The sequence below is a fragment of the Halorubrum sp. JWXQ-INN 858 genome, assembly GCF_009806985.1.
In the GTDB taxonomy this organism is placed as follows: Archaea; Halobacteriota; Halobacteria; order Halobacteriales; family Haloferacaceae; genus Halorubrum.
The window spans coordinates 198610-217171 of sequence record NZ_WUAX01000008.1 but is presented as its reverse complement, the minus strand read 5'-3'; the positions used below and the strand labels follow the sequence as shown (position 1 = coordinate 217171).

Annotated in this window: 18 protein-coding genes; 3 read left to right on the top strand and 15 right to left on the bottom strand. The window is 70.5% G+C overall.

Going from position 1 to position 18562, the window contains the following annotated elements:
* Window positions 1-65: 65 nt before the first annotated feature.
* The 15 genes from GRS48_RS06415 to GRS48_RS06345 all read right to left on the bottom strand — a co-directional run bounded on the left by GRS48_RS06415 (window position 66) and on the right by GRS48_RS06345 (window position 16710).
* Window positions 66-1865: a Na(+)/H(+) antiporter subunit D gene (locus GRS48_RS06415; RefSeq protein WP_159484702.1), complete on the bottom strand. Its 1800-nt coding sequence runs from the start codon at window positions 1863-1865 to the stop codon at window positions 66-68.
* Entirely contained in the window at window positions 1862-3967 is a 2106-nt protein-coding gene (locus GRS48_RS06410) for a cation:proton antiporter (RefSeq protein ID WP_159484700.1), read from the bottom strand. The genes GRS48_RS06415 and GRS48_RS06410 overlap by 4 nt, the downstream gene beginning before the upstream one ends.
* The gene (locus tag GRS48_RS06405) at window positions 3964-5580 is read right to left on the bottom strand and encodes a proton-conducting transporter membrane subunit (protein WP_159484698.1); all 1617 of its coding nucleotides are present in this window, start codon (window positions 5578-5580) and stop codon (window positions 3964-3966) included. The genes GRS48_RS06410 and GRS48_RS06405 overlap by 4 nt, the downstream gene beginning before the upstream one ends.
* Entirely contained in the window at window positions 5577-6023 is a 447-nt protein-coding gene (locus GRS48_RS06400) for a cation:proton antiporter subunit C (protein ID WP_159484696.1), read from the bottom strand. The genes GRS48_RS06405 and GRS48_RS06400 overlap by 4 nt, the downstream gene beginning before the upstream one ends.
* Window positions 6020-6802 (bottom strand): MnhB domain-containing protein, encoded by a 783-nt coding sequence (locus GRS48_RS06395; RefSeq protein WP_159484694.1) that lies wholly within the window; start codon window positions 6800-6802, stop codon window positions 6020-6022. The genes GRS48_RS06400 and GRS48_RS06395 overlap by 4 nt, the downstream gene beginning before the upstream one ends.
* Window positions 6799-7377 carry a DUF4040 domain-containing protein gene (locus GRS48_RS06390; RefSeq protein WP_159484692.1) on the bottom strand — a complete coding sequence of 193 codons (579 nt, stop codon included), beginning with the start codon at window positions 7375-7377 and terminating at the stop codon, window positions 6799-6801. The genes GRS48_RS06395 and GRS48_RS06390 overlap by 4 nt, the downstream gene beginning before the upstream one ends.
* A complete protein-coding gene (mnhG, locus tag GRS48_RS06385; RefSeq protein WP_159484990.1) occupies window positions 7374-7676 on the bottom strand; it encodes a monovalent cation/H(+) antiporter subunit G in 303 nt (100 codons plus the stop codon). The genes GRS48_RS06390 and mnhG overlap by 4 nt, the downstream gene beginning before the upstream one ends.
* Before the next feature lie 23 nt (window positions 7677-7699).
* On the bottom strand, window positions 7700-8005 hold the full coding sequence (locus GRS48_RS06380; RefSeq protein WP_159484690.1) for a cation:proton antiporter: 306 nt from the start codon (window positions 8003-8005) through the stop codon (window positions 7700-7702).
* Window positions 8002-9228 carry a monovalent cation/H+ antiporter subunit E gene (locus GRS48_RS06375; protein ID WP_321168323.1) on the bottom strand — a complete coding sequence of 409 codons (1227 nt, stop codon included), beginning with the start codon at window positions 9226-9228 and terminating at the stop codon, window positions 8002-8004. The genes GRS48_RS06380 and GRS48_RS06375 overlap by 4 nt, the downstream gene beginning before the upstream one ends.
* Window positions 9229-9397: 169 nt before the next feature.
* Window positions 9398-10564 carry a bifunctional phosphopantothenoylcysteine decarboxylase/phosphopantothenate--cysteine ligase CoaBC gene (coaBC, locus tag GRS48_RS06370; RefSeq protein WP_159484688.1) on the bottom strand — a complete coding sequence of 389 codons (1167 nt, stop codon included), beginning with the start codon at window positions 10562-10564 and terminating at the stop codon, window positions 9398-9400.
* Window positions 10565-10670: 106 nt separating this feature from the next.
* Complete coding sequence (locus tag GRS48_RS06365) at window positions 10671-11954, bottom strand: glycoside hydrolase family 68 protein (RefSeq protein WP_159484686.1); 1284 nt, start codon at window positions 11952-11954, stop codon at window positions 10671-10673.
* A 65-nt stretch (window positions 11955-12019) separates the two neighbouring features.
* Window positions 12020-13432: an ABC transporter ATP-binding protein gene (locus GRS48_RS06360; protein ID WP_159484684.1), complete on the bottom strand. Its 1413-nt coding sequence runs from the start codon at window positions 13430-13432 to the stop codon at window positions 12020-12022.
* Window positions 13425-14495 (bottom strand): ABC transporter ATP-binding protein, encoded by a 1071-nt coding sequence (locus GRS48_RS06355; RefSeq protein WP_159484681.1) that lies wholly within the window; start codon window positions 14493-14495, stop codon window positions 13425-13427. The genes GRS48_RS06360 and GRS48_RS06355 overlap by 8 nt, the downstream gene beginning before the upstream one ends.
* On the bottom strand, window positions 14492-15661 hold the full coding sequence (locus tag GRS48_RS06350) for an ABC transporter permease (protein WP_394351194.1): 1170 nt from the start codon (window positions 15659-15661) through the stop codon (window positions 14492-14494). The genes GRS48_RS06355 and GRS48_RS06350 overlap by 4 nt, the downstream gene beginning before the upstream one ends.
* Window positions 15662-15732: 71 nt before the next feature.
* Window positions 15733-16710 carry an ABC transporter permease gene (locus GRS48_RS06345; RefSeq protein WP_159484679.1) on the bottom strand — a complete coding sequence of 326 codons (978 nt, stop codon included), beginning with the start codon at window positions 16708-16710 and terminating at the stop codon, window positions 15733-15735.
* A 279-nt stretch (window positions 16711-16989) separates the two neighbouring features.
* Here GRS48_RS06345 and GRS48_RS06340 point away from each other — a divergent pair, with 279 nt between their 5' ends.
* From GRS48_RS06340 to GRS48_RS06330, 3 genes are all read left to right on the top strand, one after another.
* On the top strand, window positions 16990-17487 hold the full coding sequence (locus GRS48_RS06340) for an NYN domain-containing protein (RefSeq protein ID WP_321168339.1): 498 nt from the start codon (window positions 16990-16992) through the stop codon (window positions 17485-17487).
* Between the two features lie 89 nt (window positions 17488-17576).
* Window positions 17577-18083: a PUA domain-containing protein gene (locus GRS48_RS06335; protein ID WP_159484675.1), complete on the top strand. Its 507-nt coding sequence runs from the start codon at window positions 17577-17579 to the stop codon at window positions 18081-18083.
* A gap of 248 nt (window positions 18084-18331) precedes the next feature.
* On the top strand, window positions 18332-18502 hold the full coding sequence (locus tag GRS48_RS06330; protein WP_159484673.1) for a hypothetical protein: 171 nt from the start codon (window positions 18332-18334) through the stop codon (window positions 18500-18502).
* The last annotated feature ends 60 nt before the right edge of the window (window positions 18503-18562 follow it).

Below are 18562 nucleotides of genomic sequence, written 5' to 3'. Positions count from 1 at the left end.
GCCATCCCCGGCTCTATCGTCTCTTTCGAATTCTCACCGCGCCCTGAGGGGTTCCGTTCGCCCTGCTACCCCAGCAGGAGCGCGAACAGCGCCGCGGCGGCGATGAGCGTCACGAACAGGACGCTTCGCCCGATACCCGTGCGGATCTCGACGTCGACGCCGACGTTCGCGAGCGCCTCGCGCGGGTGCATCGCCGACCACATCGTGAGCCCGGCGAGCTCCATCGTGAACCGGTCGACGGCGGCCCACAGTTCGGTGACGCCCCACACCGCCCCGCGCCCGGCGTAGAACGCGGCCGGGTTCAGGAGGGCGTCCACGTCACGCACGTGGTGTGCGAGCCACCCCAGCGGCCGCTTCAGCGAGAAGAACCCGACGAAGCCGGCCGTCATCAGGACCAACGCCTTCTCGACGTGGCCGAACTGGAGCGGGTCGGCGTACCAGCTGTAGGGGTTCGCGAGCTCCATCGTCGTCTCGGTGAACGGCAGGACGTCCAGCTGCGTCGTCCAGAGGACGCCGAGCGCGACACACGCGACCGCGGTCAGTCCCATCCCGACCATCTGGAGCGGCTTCGCGTCGGCGAGCCCGCGGTGGCCACGCGACGGCTCGCCGTGGAAGAAGATGTAGTAGCCGAGCTTGATGAACGACATGAACGTGCCGACCGCGCCGACCATCAGGAGCCACCACAGTAAGTCGTAGCCGAACAGCAGCGGGACGTTGTTCACCTGCTCGGTCGCGTCGAGCACCATCCCCTTCGAGACGTACCCGTTGAAGCCGGGCATCGCGGTGATCGACGCCGCGCCGATCACGTACACGAGGAACGCGACGGGCATCACCTTCCAGAGCCCGCCCATCTCCTTGATGTAGTTCGATCCGGTGCGGTAGATCACGACCCCGCAGGCCATGAACAGCAGGCTCTTGTAGAGGACGTTGTTGAACAGGTGTGCGAACCCGCCGGCGACGGCGAACTCGCCCCACGCCCCGCCCAGCGTCGCGAGCCCGATGCCCGCGAGCATGTATCCGACCTGCGCCTGGATGTGATACGACAGCAGGCGACGGGGGTCGTACTGGAGCAGCGCGAAGAAGACGCCGTAGACGGCCATGAAGCCGCCGAGGTACGCGAGCCACCATCCCCCTTCCGGGAACGCGCGGTACATCACGTAGACGGCGGTCTTCGTCGTGAACACCGAGAGGAACACCGACGCCGCGATGTGCGGGCGCGGGTAGGTGTCCGGGATCCACGTGTGTAAGAAGACGAACCCGCAGTTGACGCCGATCCCGATCGCCGCGAGCAGCGCGGCGGAGGCGTGGATCCCCGTCGTCGCCGAGAACAGGAAGCTCTCGACGGTCGCGAAGTGGACGACGACCGCGCCGAGCAGGACGGTGCCGCCCACGCCGTGGAAGATCGCGTAGCGGTACCCCGCGCGTACGGCCTCGCCGCCGTACTGCCACACCAGCAGCGTGCTCGTGACCGCCATCAGCTCCCAGAAGAAGATGACGGTGAGCCAGTCGCCGGCGTAGATCGTCCCCACGGTGGAGGCGACGTACAGCAGCGCGAACGCCGTCATCCACGAGGGGGCCTCGCTGGAGTACGCGTAGAGCATCGCGGCCGTCGCGAGGAAGCCGACGACCAGCCCCATCATCGCGGAGAACTGGTCGACGTTCAACAGCACCACCGAGAACCCGAGGAACTCGGTCGCCAGGTGCGTCCCGTCGGGTGCGAGGTACGCTTGGAGGAACACGAACCCGGTCGCGAGCGCGCCGGCGGCGTGGCCGAGCGCCCGCGGCAGCACGACGACGAGCGCGGCCGCGAGCGTCAACACGAGCCACGGCGGCACGGTCGTCACGAGCGTCTCGAGCGCGCTCATGGACGGGCCACCTCCTCCGGGAGCCGCGTGTCGACGATGAACTCGACCAGCTCCAGGAAGCCCATCTCGTAGGGGATCACGCCCAACATGACCGCGAGCGTCATCGCCGTGAGGATCGGCCCGAGCATGAACCACGTCGACTCGCGCCCGCGTAGGGCGTCGAGTCCACGGATCCGCTCCCAGCCGCCCGGCGGCGGACCGCCGTGGTGGCCACCGTGGCCGTCGTCGTGATCACCGTGGCCGTCGTCGTGATCGCCGTGGCCACCGTCGCCGTGGTCGTCCTGACCGTGCGCCCCGTCGTCGTGCGACGCGTGGGCGTCGCGGGTGTCGTCGTGGTCATCGCTCGTGTCGGTGTCCGCGCTCCGGCCGACGCCGAACGGGACGTCGGCGTCGGACGGCCGCTGATCGACGGCGTAATCGCCCGTGTCGACCCGTTCGGCGGGCTTCGAGAAGTCGCGCCCGCTGGCGGCGAAGTCGGGACGGATGACGCCCTCGTCGTCGGTTCGCGCGTCGCCCGCGCCGTCCGGACCGTCGGTCCCGTCCGCGCCGTCGCTCCCCTCGGCGTCGGGGATCGGCGCGTCGTCGGTCGCGTCGCCGTCCGCTTCGTCAGTCGCGTCGTCGGTCGCGCCGCTCTCCTCGTCATCGGACGGGCGGCCGCCGTCGGTCGCCGCCAGCGTCGACCGCCGTTCGCCGCCCAGTCGGAAGTCGACGAGCGGCTTCGCGTCGTGGTCGTCCTCGGCCTCGAAGAAGGCGGTGTAGACGACCGGCCAGAAGTACGCGACGTTGAGCACGCCCGACAGCAGCAGCGCGCCGACGAGGTAGTAGGCGACGGGCGTCAGCTCCGCGCCCATCTGGATCCCGCCGATGAGCATGTAGTACTTGCTCACGAAGCCGGCGAGCAGCGGGATGCCCGCCATCCCGGCGGCGGCGACGGTGAAGGCACCCATCACCACCGGCATCCGCTTGCCGATCCCAGCCATCTCGGAGATGTAGTCGGTGTGCGTCTCGACGTGGATACACCCCGCACAGAAGAACAGGGTGAGCTTCATGAACGCGTGTGCCGGGATGTGCAACAGCGCGCCGACGAGCCCGTACCAGCCGAACAGGCCGAGCCCGAGCACGATGTAGCTGAGCTGGCTCACCGTCGAGTAGGCGAGCCGCTGTTTCAGATGGTCCTTCCGCAGCGCGATCAAACTCGCCGCAGTCAGCGTGATCGCCGCGATCGTCGACAGCACGAGCCCCGCGGAGAAGCCCCACGGGAGCGAGAGGTTGAACACGAGCTCCGGGCCGAACACGTCGAGGACGACCCGGGAGACGCCGAACGCGCCGGACTTCACGACGGCCACGGCGTGTAACAGTCCCGAGACGGGCGTCGGCGCGACCATCGCGACCGGGAGCCACTGGTGAAGCGGCATGAGGCCGGCCTTCACGCCGAACCCGATCGCGAGCAGGAAGAAGGCGATCATCGCGAGGCCGGGGTCGGCGTTCGCGAGCTCCTGGATGCCGCCCGCGGTGAACGCGACGGTGCCCGCGAGCCAGTACACCATGACGGTCCCGGCGAGCACGAGCACGCCGCCGCCGAACATCGTGTACACGAGGTACTTCCGGCCCGCGGATCGGGCCTCCTCGTCCTCGTCGTGGGCGACGAGCGGGTACGTCGCGATCGACAACAGCTCGTAGAAGACGAAGATCGTCACGAGGTTGGCCGCGAACGCGATCCCCATCGTCGCCGACAGCGAGACGGCGAAGGCGGCGAAGTAGCGGGTCTGGTTGATCTCGTCGTTCCCCCGCATGTAGCCGATGCTATAAAAGGAGGTGACGATCCAGAGGCCGCTCGCGAGGAACGCGAACAGCATCCCGAGCGCGTCCGCACGCAGCGCGAACTCGATCCCGGGCAGGAACGTGACGATGTTCGTCTCGTACACCTCGCCGGCGAGGACGCCCGGCAGCATCGCCGCGACGAGACCGAACTTCACGACGGCCGCGAGGAGGGTCCACCCCTCCCTGACGTTCGGGTTGCGGTACGACGCGACGATGAAGAACGTCGCGACGAACGACACGAGCACGGCGAGCAGCGGAAACAGGTCGTATGGAAGAGTCATGCGAACACCTCACTGATGAAGGGGTCGAACGCGTCGTAGAAGCCGAACCCGGCGAACCCGAGCGCGACCGCCGCGAGCGTCGTCCCGAGGAGCACGACGAACGCGGCCGTGGGAACCCGGTCCGGAACCCCCCACGCGGTCGGCGCGCCGGGGAGCGGCTCGGGCAGGCCGACGCCGTCGCGGCCGCCGTCGGCGACCGCCGCGTCGTCGTGGGCGTCGTGGTCGCTGCCGTGGCCCTCGGCGTGGTCGTCGCCGTGACCGCCGCCGGGCAGGCCGACGCCGGCGAAGTAGAACCGCTCGATGATCCGCGCGACGTACGCGAGCGTGAACAGCGTGCTGATGAAGATCACCATCGCGATGCCGATCCCGGCGAACCCGCCGCCGGCCGCGCTGACCTCGACGGCCCCCACGGCGATGTACCACTTGCCGAGGAAGCCGATCGACGGCGGGATGCCGACGAGCGCGAGCCCGAGCACGGCGATCGCCCCGGCCGTGTACGGGGCCTCGCGCGCGAAGCTCGGGAGCTGGTCGAGCCGCTGGACGCCGTAGCCGAGCGCGATCAGCCCGACCGCGAGGAACAGCCCGAACTTCAACAGCCCGTGGCCGACGAGGTGGATCAGCGCGCCGAGCAGCGCGGTCTCGTTCGCGAGCGCGACGGCGGCGGCGATCATCCCGAACTGCGCCACCGACGAGTACGCGAACATCCGCTTGAGGTCCGACTGCATCGCCGCGAGCGCCGACCCGGCGAGGATCGAGACGCCGGAGACGACCAACACGCCGGTCGTGATCGCCTCGTTAGCGGCGAGGAAGTCGACGGTGAACACCGTGTACGTCACCCGGATCAGCGCGTACGCGCCCGCCGTCGACACGAGCGCAGCGACGAACGTCGACACCGCGTCCGGCGCGTGTTGGTAGGCGTCGGGCTGCCAGGTGTGGACCGGGAACAGCGCGATCTTCAGCGCGAAGCCGGCGACGATGAACGCGTATCCCGCCTGGACGAGCGGGTCCGTGTAGCCGACCGCGGCGATCGACGACTGGAGGTCGAGCATGTTCAGCGTCCCCGTCGCGAGGAAGACGTAGCCGACGCCGACGAGGTACAGCGACGCGCCGACCGTCCCCAACACGAGGTATTTAAGAGACGCGTACGCGCTCGCGCCCGACCGGTCGGCAGCGATGAGCGCGTACGTCGTCAGCCCGACGATCTCGAGGAAGACGAACATGTTGAACAGGTCGCCCGTGAGCACGACGCCCATGAGCCCTCCGGTGAGCAGCAGGTAGCCGCTGTGGAACGCGTTCCCGCGCGGTCCCGCGACCCGAGAGAAGACGAGCGTGAGCAGGGAGACGAGCGCGACGAGCACTAGCACGGCCGCCGACAGCTCGTCGGCGACGAGCTCGATCCCGACCGGCGGGGCGAACCCGCCGAGCTCGTGGTTGAAGCCGCCGCCGCCGGCGTACACCTGCGTCGCGACCGCGGCGACGAGCCCCGTCAGCCCGAGCGTGGTCACGGCCGCGACGGGCCAGCCGACGTTCTCGTACTTCAGCCCGAGCGCGATCGGCAGCGTCGCCGCGACGATCGGGACGACGACCAGAAGCGGCAACAGGAGGCCCGTCATCGGCGGTCACCTCCGTCGCGATCGACCGATCGGTCGCGCGCCGGCCCGTTCGGCAGGGCCCCCTCGTCGCGCATCAGGTCGCGGAGGGTGTCGACCCGGAGCGTCCCGTACTCGTCGTGGATCCGGATACACAGCGCGAGCCCGACCGCGGTGAGGCTCACGCCGACGACGATGGCGGTGAGCACGATCACGTGCGGGAGCGGGCTGGCGTACGCCGCGCCGACTTCCGTCCCTGGCGGGATGATCGGGATCGAGCCGCCCTCGACGTACGCCGAGACGACGAACAGCAGGAATATCGCGGTCTGGAACAGGTTGAGCCCGATGATCTTCTTCACCAGGTGCGGGTTCGCGATCATCATGTACAGCCCGATACACAGCACCAACGAGAACACCACGTAGGCGTGGCGCGTGCTCAGAACGTCGAGGAGTGCGAGTGTCGTCATCGGTTCCCTCCGTGGTCGGTCGCGGTCGCGTGGGCGGCTCCGCCCTCGCCGTCCCCGCCGGCCGCGGCGTGGTCGGCGGCGTCGGCGGCGTCGGCGGCGTCGGCGCTTCGGTCCCCGTCGCGGTCGTGGCCGCCGTCACGGTCGCGGCCGCCGTCGGTGACGGCCGCCCCGTCGCCGCGGTCGAAGCCGACCGCGAGCAGGAAGAACAGCCCCATGAGGACGCCGCTCACGATGGCGGCGATCCCGAGGATCTCCACCCCTTCCATCCCGTACGTCACGGGCTTGGGGATGGGCAACAGTTCGTACTGGAGGAACGCGCCGCCGAGGGCCATCGTCGCCAGCCCGATGCCGGCGAACGCCAGCGTACCGCCGACCGCGAGCGCGACGACGGCCGCGTTGGCGAGCCACTGTCGGGTGGCGTCGATGCCGAACGCGAACGCGATCATGAACACGACCGCGGCCATGATCGCTCCGCCCTGAAAGCCCCCGCCCGGCGACCCGCCGCCGTGGAAGGTGATGAACAGCCCGTAGGTGAACACGAACGGCGAGACGACCTTCACGGTCGCCATGATCACCTGGCTCTCCGTGTACGGGGTCGCCTGCCGCTCGACCCTCGAGAGGTGCGGGCGCTCGTCCGCCCCCGCCATCGCCGTGTCGAGGACGGGCTCGGCGGTCGCCACCGCGTCGGCGTCCTCGCGCTCGTCGGCGTCGAGGTCGGCGTCGTCGAGATCGGCGTCGTCGACGTCGTCGTCCGGGCCCGATCCCTCGTGGTCGCTCATGCGAACACCTCCCGGTGGAGGACGATCAGTGCGGCGATCCCGGCGGCGAGGACGACGACCGCCTCGCCGAAGGTGTCGAAGCCACGGTACGCGGCGAGCACGGCCATCACCGCGTTCTCGACGCCCGTGTCGGCGTACGTGTTCGCGATGTAGTACCCCGTCACGTCGGGGTTGCTCCACACCGGCGCGTCGGGGTCGCCGACCGCCGGGATCTCCGGGATCACGAGCAGCATTCCGGTGAACAACAGCCCGACGACGCCCGCCGCCGGCCAGTTGACCGATTCGAAGGCGATCTCGTGGTCGATCCGCGTCGTCTTCGCGAGCGTGAGCAGCAGCAGTATCGTCGTCACGCCCGCGGAGATCGCGGCCTCGGTCATCGCCACGTCCGGCGCGCGGTAGAACGTGTACAGCGCAGCCATCCCGAGGCTGTACGCCCCGAAGACGATGACTGCCGCGAGCACGTCGCGCGCCAGCGCCGTGACGATCGCCGTGACGACGACGAAGACGAACAGGCTCGCCTCGATCGCGGTGATCTCGGCGACGACCGGCGCGGGAAGGGGAGCAGCTCCCGTCATCGGCGCTCGTCCCCCTCGGTCCACGGAACGATCCCCTGTTCGAAGGCGGCGCGGGCGATCCCGTGTGCCGCCGTCGGGTTCGTCAGGAAGATGAAGAACAGCAGGATGACGGTCTTAAAGCCCGCACCGTCCCAGCCGATGACGAGCGCGACGGCCGCCAGCGCGAAGCCGGCCCCGAGCGTGTCGGCCTGCGACGCGGTGTGTGCCCGCGAGTAGACGTCGGGGAGCCGGATCACGCCCGTCATCGAGACGAACGTGAAGAAGAGCCCGACGAGGACGAAGCCCACGACGAGCCACATCCGGACCGCCTCCAACGAGTCGATCACAGCACACCACCCCGCTCGACCGTGAACTTCGATATCGCGATGGCCATGAGGAAGTTGAGGAGGGCGTAGATGAGCGCGATGTCGAGGAACGTCGGCTCCGAGAGCGCCGCGCCCAACATCGCGAGGATGACGACGGTGTTGGTGCCGAGCACGTTGACCGCGAGCACGCGGTCCTGCATCGTCGGCCCCTTCACCGCGCGGTACAACATCCCGAGCGCGAGGAGGACGAAGCCGGCCGACGCCGCCAGCAGGAAGTCGCCGACCGTGTAGCCGGCGACGACCGTCGCGTCGACGACGCTCATTCGTCGGTCACCTCCGCGTCGGCGTCGACCTCGCTTCCGGCGTCGGCGTCGGCATCGGCATCGGCCTCGCTTCCAGCGTCGGCGTCGCGGTTCACCGCTTCGGCGGCGTCATCGCTCGGTGAGTCGGCGACCGCACCGCCGTCCGCCTGGGCGATCGGCAACGCCTCGGTCGCCTCGGGCCCCTGTAGGATCGCGACGTCGTCGCGCTCGCGCGGGGTCGGCAGCCGGGCCGCCTCGCGCCCGTAGTAGATGAAGCGCGTCCATCGCTCCAAGGAGCCGTCGAACAGACCGTCGCGTGCGGACGGGATCAGCGAGTGGACGTAGAGGTTCTCGTCGCGGGCACGGGTCGTGAGCGTCCCCGGCGTCAGCGTGATCGAGTTCGACAGCGTCATCAGCGGCAGCCCGCCGCCGACGAGCACGCGGACCCGGTTCATCGTCGGGTCGATCGGGAGCCGCGGGTCGAGGATCACGCGCGCGACGAGCAGGTTCGACTTGACGATCTCGAACAGCAGCACCGGGACGTACACCGCGCCGCGGAGGATCCGCAGCGGCGTCTCCGGGAACGATGGCTCGTGATCGAGGCTGATCCGCGACAGCGTGATCGCGACGATCGTCGCGCTGGCGACGCCCGTCACCCAGTCGAACCAGTAGAGCGGGTCGCCGAGCACGAAGTAGAACAGCAGCGACACGCCGAAGACGGCCGCAAAGCGGATCCCGGTCGCCTCCGTGAGGAGCCGCTCGCGGCGGGTCGGTCGTTCGACGGGGGCTTCCCTGACGTCGAGCGACGTGCTCGACAGCTCGAACTCCATCGGCTGCAGTAGGGTCGTGTTGCCGACCGGGGTGTACTCGGGGTCCAACACGACGGTTCCCACGCCGTGTTCGTCCGCGTACGCCGCCAGCCGTCGGGCGTAGTCCGACGGCCCGAAGAGGTAGTCGTCCGTGCCGACGATCGCGGTCCGGACGTTCGTCCCGCCGACGCCGGCGTCCTCGAGGTCAGTCTCCGCCCAGACGCGGGCGCGATCGATGACGTGCTCGGCGTCGGCGCGTCGGTCGGCGCCTTGGGGGTCCTCGTCCCGCCAGGAGGCGAGCACGACGAAGTGGATCGTCGAGAACTCGCCGCGGGCGACGGCCTCGGCGACGTGTGCGACCGTCGCACGGAGCGTCGGCGTCGCCTCGACGGGGACCACGACCGCGTCGCCGCCCGAGTCAGCCACCGGCGTCACCCCCGGTCGCCTCGGTCACGACTGTATCGGTGCACATGTAGGTATCTACACGACGCGTCGACCTACCCACCCAAAACAGTTCTTATCTTCGGTGAGACGGCTGACTTTCGGGTGCAGGTCCGTTCCTTCCCCGATCGATTGATCGAGCGTCCGGGCTCATCCGAATCGCTTAGTTGTTCTTCAAGTCCTCGGCCAATCGGTCGGCGATCCGCCCGGCGACGACGTCCTTCGACCCGGTCGCCTCCTCCGGCTCGGTGCCCGCCGCGCCGACGAGTAGGACGCGCGTCTCGTCGGCCCCCATCACGCTCGCGTCGTTGGCGACGACGAACGCGAGGCCGACGCGGTCGCGGATCCGCTCGGCCTCCGCGATCATCGCCTCGTCGTCGCCGGACGTCTCGGCTTTGAACCCGACGATCGGGAGCTCCGGGTACGCCTCGCGAACCGAGTCGATGAGCTTCGGCGTCGGCTCGAAATCGACCGAGAGCGGCGAGCCCGACCGGATCTTCTCCCCGACGGCGTCGGCGGTGAAGTCCGCGATCGCCGCCGCCGACACCAACGCGTCGGCGGTCGCGGCCGCCTCCCGGCAGGCGGCCATCATCTCGTCGGCCGTCTCGACGCGGACGACGTCCGCGTACGCGACGTCCGGCCCGTCCTGAACCAGCGTCACGTCCGCGCCGCGGACGTAGAGCGCGCGCGCGACCGCTCGCCCGGTCTTGCCGGACGCGCGGTTCGTTAGGACCCGGATCGGGTCGATCCGCTCCTTCGTCGCGCCCGCGGTGACGACGACGTGGGTCCCGGCCAACGAGTCGGGCGTCGTCGCCCGCGCGACCTCCGTCACGACGTCCGCCTCCGCGGCGATCTTCGCTTTCCCCTCCTCGACGCGGGGCTCCGCGACCCCGACACCCCACGCCGCCAGGGTGTCGAGCGCGGCGAGCACGCCGGGGTGGTCGTACATGGGCTCGTGCATCGCGGGGGCCATCACCACGGGAACGCCCGCCCCGAGCGCGGTCGTCGCGCACGTCGTCACCGGCGTGTCGTCGATCGCCGCCGCGACCTTCCCGGCCGTGTTCGCGGTCGCGGGGGCCAAAAGCAGGACGTCCGCCCAGCCGTCGTACCCGCAGAGCGCGACGTGTTCGACGTCGCCGGTGATCTCCGTGACGACCGGCTCGTCGGTCGCGAAGTCGACGGCCCACGGGTGGACGATGTTCGTCGCCGCCGGGGACATCACCGCCCGCACGCGCGCGCCGTGCCGGCGCAGCTCGTGTGCGAGTTCGACGACCTTCACCGCCGCGATGCTGCCCGAGACGCCGAGCGCGACGTTAACCCCCTGTAGCATTGACGGTGGGTTGCTCGCGCGCCGTTAAATAGGGTCGCGTCACGGAACGGCGAGCTGGCGTCTCGGTCTCCACGGACCGGCGCGGATCAGTACGGACCGGTGCGGATCAGTACGGACCGCCCACTCGGCCGTCGCCGCGCGGGCGACCGCCCCGATCGACCGGGTCGAGCCCCTCGCCCGGGAGCGGGACGACGCCGTGTTCGAGCGTCCCGAGCAGTCGGCTCCGATCGCCGTCGAGCCCGATCCGGAGCGTCGGCGCGAGCGTTCCGCCGAACCGGCGGCGCTGTTCGGGTTCGGGGAGGTCGGCGATCCCGTCGAGCGTCTCGCCCGCGTAGTCGAAGTAGTTGAAGAAGCTCACGACGAGGACCTCCTCGCCGTGGTCGTAGGCGGTCCACGAGTACGACTGGAAGGGCGCGTTCGCGGGGTTCGTGGCGACGACCCCGTCGCCGTTGAGGGGACGGTACTCGCCGCGGAGGCCGTCGGCGACGAAGCCGTAGAGGGCGTCGTACCCCTCGATACCGGGCGCGAACGTGTGCTGGTGGCTGGAGACGAACAGGTAGTAGGTCCCGTCGCGGACGACGAGATGCGGGCGCTCCAGCTCCTGGTTCACGCAGACGGCGTCGAGCAGCGGCGGCTCCAGCTCCCACGCCGTCGGATCGCCGGTCGGCGAGCGGGCGATCCCGACGCTGCCGTTGAACTCGGCGGCCGCGGGGTCGTCGTCACAGGGGTCCTCGCTTTCCGAAACCGGCGTGTTGGCCTCGAAGAGGAGGTACGTCCCGCCGCCGTCGGGGTCCTCGAAGAACCACGGATCACGGAAGGTGTACGTCATCCCGCGCGACTGGTCCTCGCGCTCGTACAGCTCCCCGTCGGGTTCCAGCAGCGTCCGGTGGTCCCAGTCGCCGTCGATCGAGAGCCCGCCCCCGTCGACGGTTACCGTCCCGCCCGTCGCACCCGCGATGCGCTGGGTGTACGTCAGCTCCGCTTCCCCGCGCCGGCCGGACGCCGTATAAAAGGCGTACACGTCGCCGTCGTCGTACATCGTCGACCCGGCCCACTGACGGGAGCCGAGGGCGTCGCCGTCGAACAGCGGCCCGCCGTGCTCCCACGTCGCCCCGTCCGTGGAGTGAAAGTAATAGATCGCGGCGACGTCGTGGCGCTTGCCGGGCAGGAGTTCGTCCGTGCTGGTGAGCGCACAGAGGACGCGGTGCCCCTCGATCTCCGCGAGGCTCCCGTCTCGGTTCCGGAGCGGCCAGGTGTCCCAGACGTGGAGGCCGTCGAAGCGGTCCGTCGCGGGCGGATACACGATCGGGGCGACGTTGTCGTCGGTCCGTTCGATCCGGTCGGCCGCCGCGCGCGTCCACGCCGCGCGACCGTCGTGTCCGGTGAGCATACCGGCGGTTCGCGGACGGTCCGGAAAACGGTTACTACACCCGTGAAAAACGGCGACGGACGGGCTCACTCGGGTCCCGTTCCCTCGTTCTCGTCCCCGTCCCCGTCCGACGGGATCAGGTGGCAAGAGGCGACGTGCCCTTCGCTCACGGCGATCGACCGCGGCGGCCGCTCCCGGCACGGCGTCGTGAACGACCTCGCTAGACGGCTCCGCGCCCCCTCGGCGTCCCCGTCCGCGACCCGCGCGAGCGCGTCCGCGAGGACGGCCTCGGCGTCCGGATCCGACAGGGGGCTCGGGAGGCCGTGGGCCGCCCTGACCGCGGTGTCGACGTCGGCGGCGGCGATGTCGTCGGCGACGTCGGCCGGGTCGATACCGGCCGGGCCGATACCGGCCGGATCGACCGACTCCCCGTCGGTACCCGGCGGGCGTCTGCCGAGCGGTGTCGGCTCGTCGTTCCCGTCCGCGACCCGCTGTCGGGCGATCGACGCGGCGACCGACTCCGGCGTGAGTCGCCCCGCCTCCGCGCGAACGACGAGATCGAGCAGGGACCGCCAGACGCCCTCCGCGAAGGCGTACCCCTCCGGCTCGACGACCTCGGGGCACCGCGGGTGGAAGCGACAGCCCGGCGGCGGGTCGGCGGGATCCGGTACCTCGCCGGTGAGCCGGACCCGCTCCCGGCGGCCGTGTTCGGTCGCGGACGGGACCGCCGAGACCAACGCCCGCGTGTACGGGTGGGCCGGGTCCTCGAACAGCGTCTCCGTCGGTCCGACCTCGACCAGTTCGCCGAGGTACATCACGGCCACGCGGTCACAGACCTCCCGGACCGCGCCGAGGTCGTGGCTGATGACGACCACGGACAGCCCCAGCTCCGTCCGAAGGTCCTCGAGGAGCCGGAGGACCCCCGCCTGCACCGACACGTCGAGCGCGGAGACGGGCTCGTCGGCGACGAGCAGGTCCGGGTTCAACACCAACGCACGGGCGAGCGCGGCGCGCTGGAGCTGTCCGCCCGAGAGTTCGTGCGGGTAGCGGTCCGCCGCTCCGGCGTCGAGGCCGACCCGTTCGAGCACGCCCCCGACGACGGACCGGCGGGAGCTACGGCCGGTCAGCCCGTGGATCCGCAGCGGCTCGGCGACCGACTCCCCGACCGACCGCCGCGGATCGAACGACGACCGGGGATCCTGAAACGTCATCTGGGCGCGCCGTCGGAACCGCTTCAGCGCCGCGCCGTCGAGGCCGCAGACCGGCTCGCCGTCGAACCGGATCGTTCCCGCCGCTGGCTCCTCCAGCCGGAGCAGGGTCCGCGCCAGCGTCGACTTCCCGCAGCCCGACTCGCCGACGATCCCGAGCGTCTCCCCGCGCCGCACGGTGAGGGAGACGCCGTCGACGGCCCTCACGACGCCGGTCCCGCGCCGGAGGAGCCCCTCGCCGACCGGATACTCCGCGATCACCCCCTCGGCCTCGAGGAGCGGGTCACTCATCCCGGCCCCCCGCCCGCGTCGACCACGCCGGCCACGCCGCGCCTTCGCCGGGCGGCGGCCCGAGCTCCGTCCCCTCGTTCCCCTCGTAGTGGATACACGAGACGTGGTGGTCGTCGTCGCCGACGCGGTGTCGTGCGGGGTGCTCGCCGTCCCGACACGCCGCGATCGCGTGCGGACAGCGCTCGGCGAAGCGACAGCCGTCCGGCGGGTCGACCGGGTCCGGGAGGCTTCCGGGGATCGGCCGGCTTCCGCCGGGGACGCCGGGGCGACACGCCAACAGGGCGCGCGTGTACGGGTGTGCTGGGCGATCGAACACCGCGCTCGCAGGGCCGGACTCCATCACGCGCCCGGCGTACAACACGACGACGCGGTCGGCGATTCGGGAGGCGACGCCGAGGTCGTGCGTGATGAAGAGGAGGCTCGTCCCGAACGCGGCCCGAAGCTCCGCGAACAGGTCGAGGATCCCCGCCTCGACGGTGGCGTCGAGCGCCGAGGTCGGCTCGTCGGCGATCAGCAGGTCGGGATCGCACGCCAACGCGATCGCGATACAGACCCGCTGTTTCATTCCGCCGGAGAACTCGTGGGGGTAGTCGTCGACCCGCGTCGCCGGCTCCGGGATCCCGGTCGCGTCGAGCAGGTCGATCGCCCGTGCCCGAGCGGCGCGTTTCCCGACGTCGCGGTGTGCGCGGATCGCCTCCCGGATCTGGGCCCCGACGGTGTACACCGGGTTCAGCGCCGACGCGGGGTCCTGAAAGACGTGGGCGATCCGGTTTCCGCGCAGTTCTCGGAGCCGGGAGTCGGTCGCCCGCGTCACGTCCTCGCCGTCGAACCGGACGGTCCCGCCGTCGATCTCCCCCGGCGGGGACGGGGTCAGCCGGGTTATCGCCTCCGCGGTGACCGACTTGCCGGACCCGCTCTCGCCGACGAGACAGGTCGTCTCGCCGCGACCGACCGAGAACGAGACCCCGTCGACCGCCCTGACGAGCCCCGCGTCGGTGTGGAACGCCACCCGGAGGTCGTCGACCTCGAGGAGCGGGTCCGACGTGGTTCGGTCCGAGGTCATCGCCGATCCGCCTCGTGTCTGGGGTCCAGGGCGTCGCGCAGGGCGTCACCGAGGAAGTTGAACGCGAGGACGGTGGCGAACAGGAACACTCCGGGGATCGTCGCGATCCACGGGGCGTTCTGGAGGTCGCTCCGCCCCTCCGCTATCACCCGGCCCCACGACCAGACGTCGGGGTCGCCGAAGCCGAGGAACGCCAGGGCGGCCTCGTAGAGGATGAGCGACGGGACCACGAGCGTCGCGGCGGTGACGACCGTGTTCGAGACGTTGGGGACGACGTGTCGCCACACGATCCACGCCCGGCTCGCGCCCGCGGCCTCGGCCGCGGTCACGTACCCCTCCTCGACCCGTTGGAGCGCCTCCGACCGGACCACCCGCGAGGTCGCCGCCCACGTCGTCCCCCCGAGGATCAGCGTTATCGTGAACAGGTCGCCGCCGTACAGGTAGACGACGAGGAGGACGAGGAAGAACGTCGGGAACGTCAACACCACGTCGACGAACCGCATCAGTGCCTCGTCGACGAGCCCGCCGGCCGTGGCGGCGACCGTCCCGACGGCGGTCGCGACGACGACGACGACGGCCGTGCCGATCAGCCCGACCTGCATGCTCACGCGCATCCCGACGACGACGACCCGGAGGAGGTCCTCGCCGGACCGCGTCGTCCCCAGCGGGTGCGCCCACGTCCCGCCCATGAACACCGGCGGCCGGTACGTGTTCGAGAGGTCGATCGACGGCCGACCCAAAAGCAGGGGGCCGACGATCCCGACGGCGAGGACGACGAGCAGGAACCCGGCCCCCGCGACCGCGGCGCGGTTCCGGCGGAACCCGCGCCAGTAGCGCGCCGCCGCCCGCGGGTTCCGGACCAGCGGGACGACGACGGCCCAGCCGACCACGAACAGCGTGAGGGCGAACAGCCAGTCGACGTGGCCGGGCGCGGGCGCGATCGACGCCGGTCCGACGCCTGTCTCGAAACGCGTCCCCCGGTCGATCCCGACCGCGGCGTCGAGCGCCCAGGCGACGGCCCCGACCGCGACGACCCCACAGAACGCGAGGTGTCGCCGCGGCACCGACCGGCCGCCCTCGTGTGCCGCCCAGTCGATCTCCCGGAAGTCGAGGCCGTCGGCGTCGGGCGACTCGGCGTCGGGTGACTCGGCGTCGGGCGAGTCGATGTCGGGCGGAACGCGCTCCGCCGGGCTCCCGTCGGGAGGCGTCGAACCCTCCGCGCTCGGAGCGTCCCCGGTCACCGTCCCTCACCCAGTTCGATCCGCGGGTCGAGCAGCGTGTACGCGACGTCCTGACAGAGGTTCCCGAGGATCGCGACGAACACCGGGATCAGCGTCGTCGCGAGCACGAGGGAGGTGTCGCCCTGGAGGATCGCCCGGTAGCTCACCAGCCCGAGCCCGGGGATCCCGAATATCACCTCGATGACGTAGGCCCCCGCGAACAGCAGCCCGAGAACGTCGCCGACGAGGACCGTGGCGAGCGGGACGCTCGCCGGCCGGAGGACGTGTCTCACGGCGACCGCCCGTTCGGAGATCCCCTTCGACCGGGCGGCCGTCACGAAGTCGGCGCGGACGTACTCCAGCGACTCCGCGCGCGCGTACCGGGCCTGTGAGGCGATCGCGGCGGTCCCCAACACGAACGTCGGGAGGACGAGCTGGTGAGCGTTCGCGAGCGACAGGAGTCCGGGGACGTCGGTCGTGTAGTGGGTCGGGAACCAGCCGAGCCAGACCCCGCCGACGAGGATACAGATCACCGCGAACCAGAAGTTGGGGAGGCTCACCCCGACGAACGCGAGGGTCGTCGCGGCGTAGTCGCCCGCACTGTACTGGTGGGTCGCGGAGTAGAGCCCGATCGCGAAGCCGACGACGACCGCGACGACGGTCGCCGGGAGGACGTACTGGACCGAGTACACCCACGCGTCGGCGACGACGTCGACGACGGGCCGGTTGTACGTCGTAGAGTGGCCCCACTCGAGCGTCGCGAGCCCGACGACGAAATCGAGGTACCGCTCCGTCGCCGTCCCGCCGCCGCCGAGCTGGCGGTCGTACAGCTCGGCGGCCGCCTCGTACTCCATGCCCGCCTGCACCTGCCGGTCGATGAACGCCGCCTCGCTCGCGGAGACGGGCGACAGCTCGAGCAGCAGGAAGGTGATCGTGACCGTGATCCACGTCGCCACCAGCGTCCACAGCAGCCGCTTCGCGAGGTACGCTCTCATGTCGTCGGGGCCGTCGTTCGGAGCGCCGTCCGCGTCGGCGTCCGTCGGTCGATCGGCTTCGGACCCCCTGTCCGCGTCGGTGTCCGTCGGTCGATCGGCGGCCGGTCGAGCACGCGTGTCACCGTTCGGGCCCGACTTGGCCCCCGACCGGTATTTAGGTATCGGCGGGCGGCCGCGCGCCGCGGTCCGCTCGTCGGCGGCGCGTCGACGCCCCGCCGGATCCGGAAACGCCTAAGGGATGCCCTCACATGGTCGCGTATGACCGAGAACCAGCCGGCGATAAGCGAGATCCATCCGGCACAACGGGTGGCCGTTCTCGTCGACTCACAGAACCTCTACCACTCCGCACAGAGCGTCTACTCGCGGAACATCGACTACTCCGAGCTGCTGGAGAACGCCGTGAGCGACCGCGCGCTCGTGCGCGCCATCGCGTACGTGATCCGCGCCGACTCCCCCGAGGAGGAGAGCTTCTTCGAGGCGCTCCGCGAGATCGGGTTCGAGACGAAGATCAAGGACATCAAGACGTTCGCCGACGGCACGAAAAAGGCCGACTGGGACCTCGGGATGAGCCTCGATGCGGTGTCGCTCGCGACCCACGTCGACACCGTCGTGTTGTGTACCGGCGACGGCGACTTCGCCCGGCTCTGTACGCACCTGCGCCACGAAGGGGTTCGCGTGGAGGCGATGGGCTTTTCGAACTCCGCCTCCGACGACCTCATCGACGCCGCCGACGCGTTCATCGACCTCTCCGAGCGCGAGGACACGTTCCTGCTGTAAGTGCAGGCGCGTCCTCCTTCCCTCGCCGTTCCCCTTCCCTCGCCGTTCCGTGTCGCAACCGCTTTGCGCCTCCTCCGGGTAGCCGACCCATGAGCGACGACGAGACCCTCGCGGACCTCCGGACCGGCGCGGACTACCAGTTCGGCGCGGGCGCGGGCGACGCGCTGTTCCCGCCCGGCGAGCCGATCACGATCCGGCGGTCGAGCGGCGGCCGCCCCCGGCAGGTGATCGTCGGTGACGTCGACGACACGCCCGGCAGCCCCGAGGGCGACCGGATCGTCTCGTACGGCACCGACGGTCGGTTCACGCTGGGCGTGACCGGCGGGCGACGGCTCCGGGCCGCGTTCACCGCCCCGGCACACCGGATCGTCGTCGGCGAGGAGAGCGAGCCGTTCGTCCGCGAGGGGCGAAACGCGTTCGCGAAGTTCGTCGCCGCCGCGGACGACGGGATCCGCCCCGGCGACGAGGTGCTCGTCGTCGACGAGGCGGACCGGCTGTTCGGCGTTGGCCGCGCGGAGCTGTCCGGCGCGGAGCTGCTCGCGTTCGACTCCGGCGTCGGCGTGAAGGTCCGCAGCGGCGTTCTCGATACTTCATAAACGAGCGTCGCTCCTCGACGAAGGACTTATAAATCGGCGTCCGTCGCGTCCCCGGCGACAACCCCGTCTCCGTCTTATAAGCGCCGCCGGCCCCGTCGAAGTCCTTCCGCCCGACACACCGTCGCGTGAAACGGCCGATCGCCGATTGGCACTCGCCGAGCCGTCGTTGCCCCCGAGCACGACGACCGTTCGCGAAAATGTCCTGGATTAATGCGAACGCAGATCGAACACCGGTCCAACCGGAACCAATGGCTGGAGCAGCACTACAGCGGTTCGGTATTCTCGTCGTCCTGTTCGGCGGCTTCTCCGCGTACATCAGTCCGTCGGAGATGGGGGCCGCGGCGTCGATCATGCTGATCGGGTTCGTCGTCGGGATCTTCGGCTTTGGAGCCGAAGTGATGTCATCCGTGGACAGTTGACGGGCTCGGAACGAGTTCGGGCCTTGACTTCTACGTCCGCTGTCCCGACGGCACCCGAGT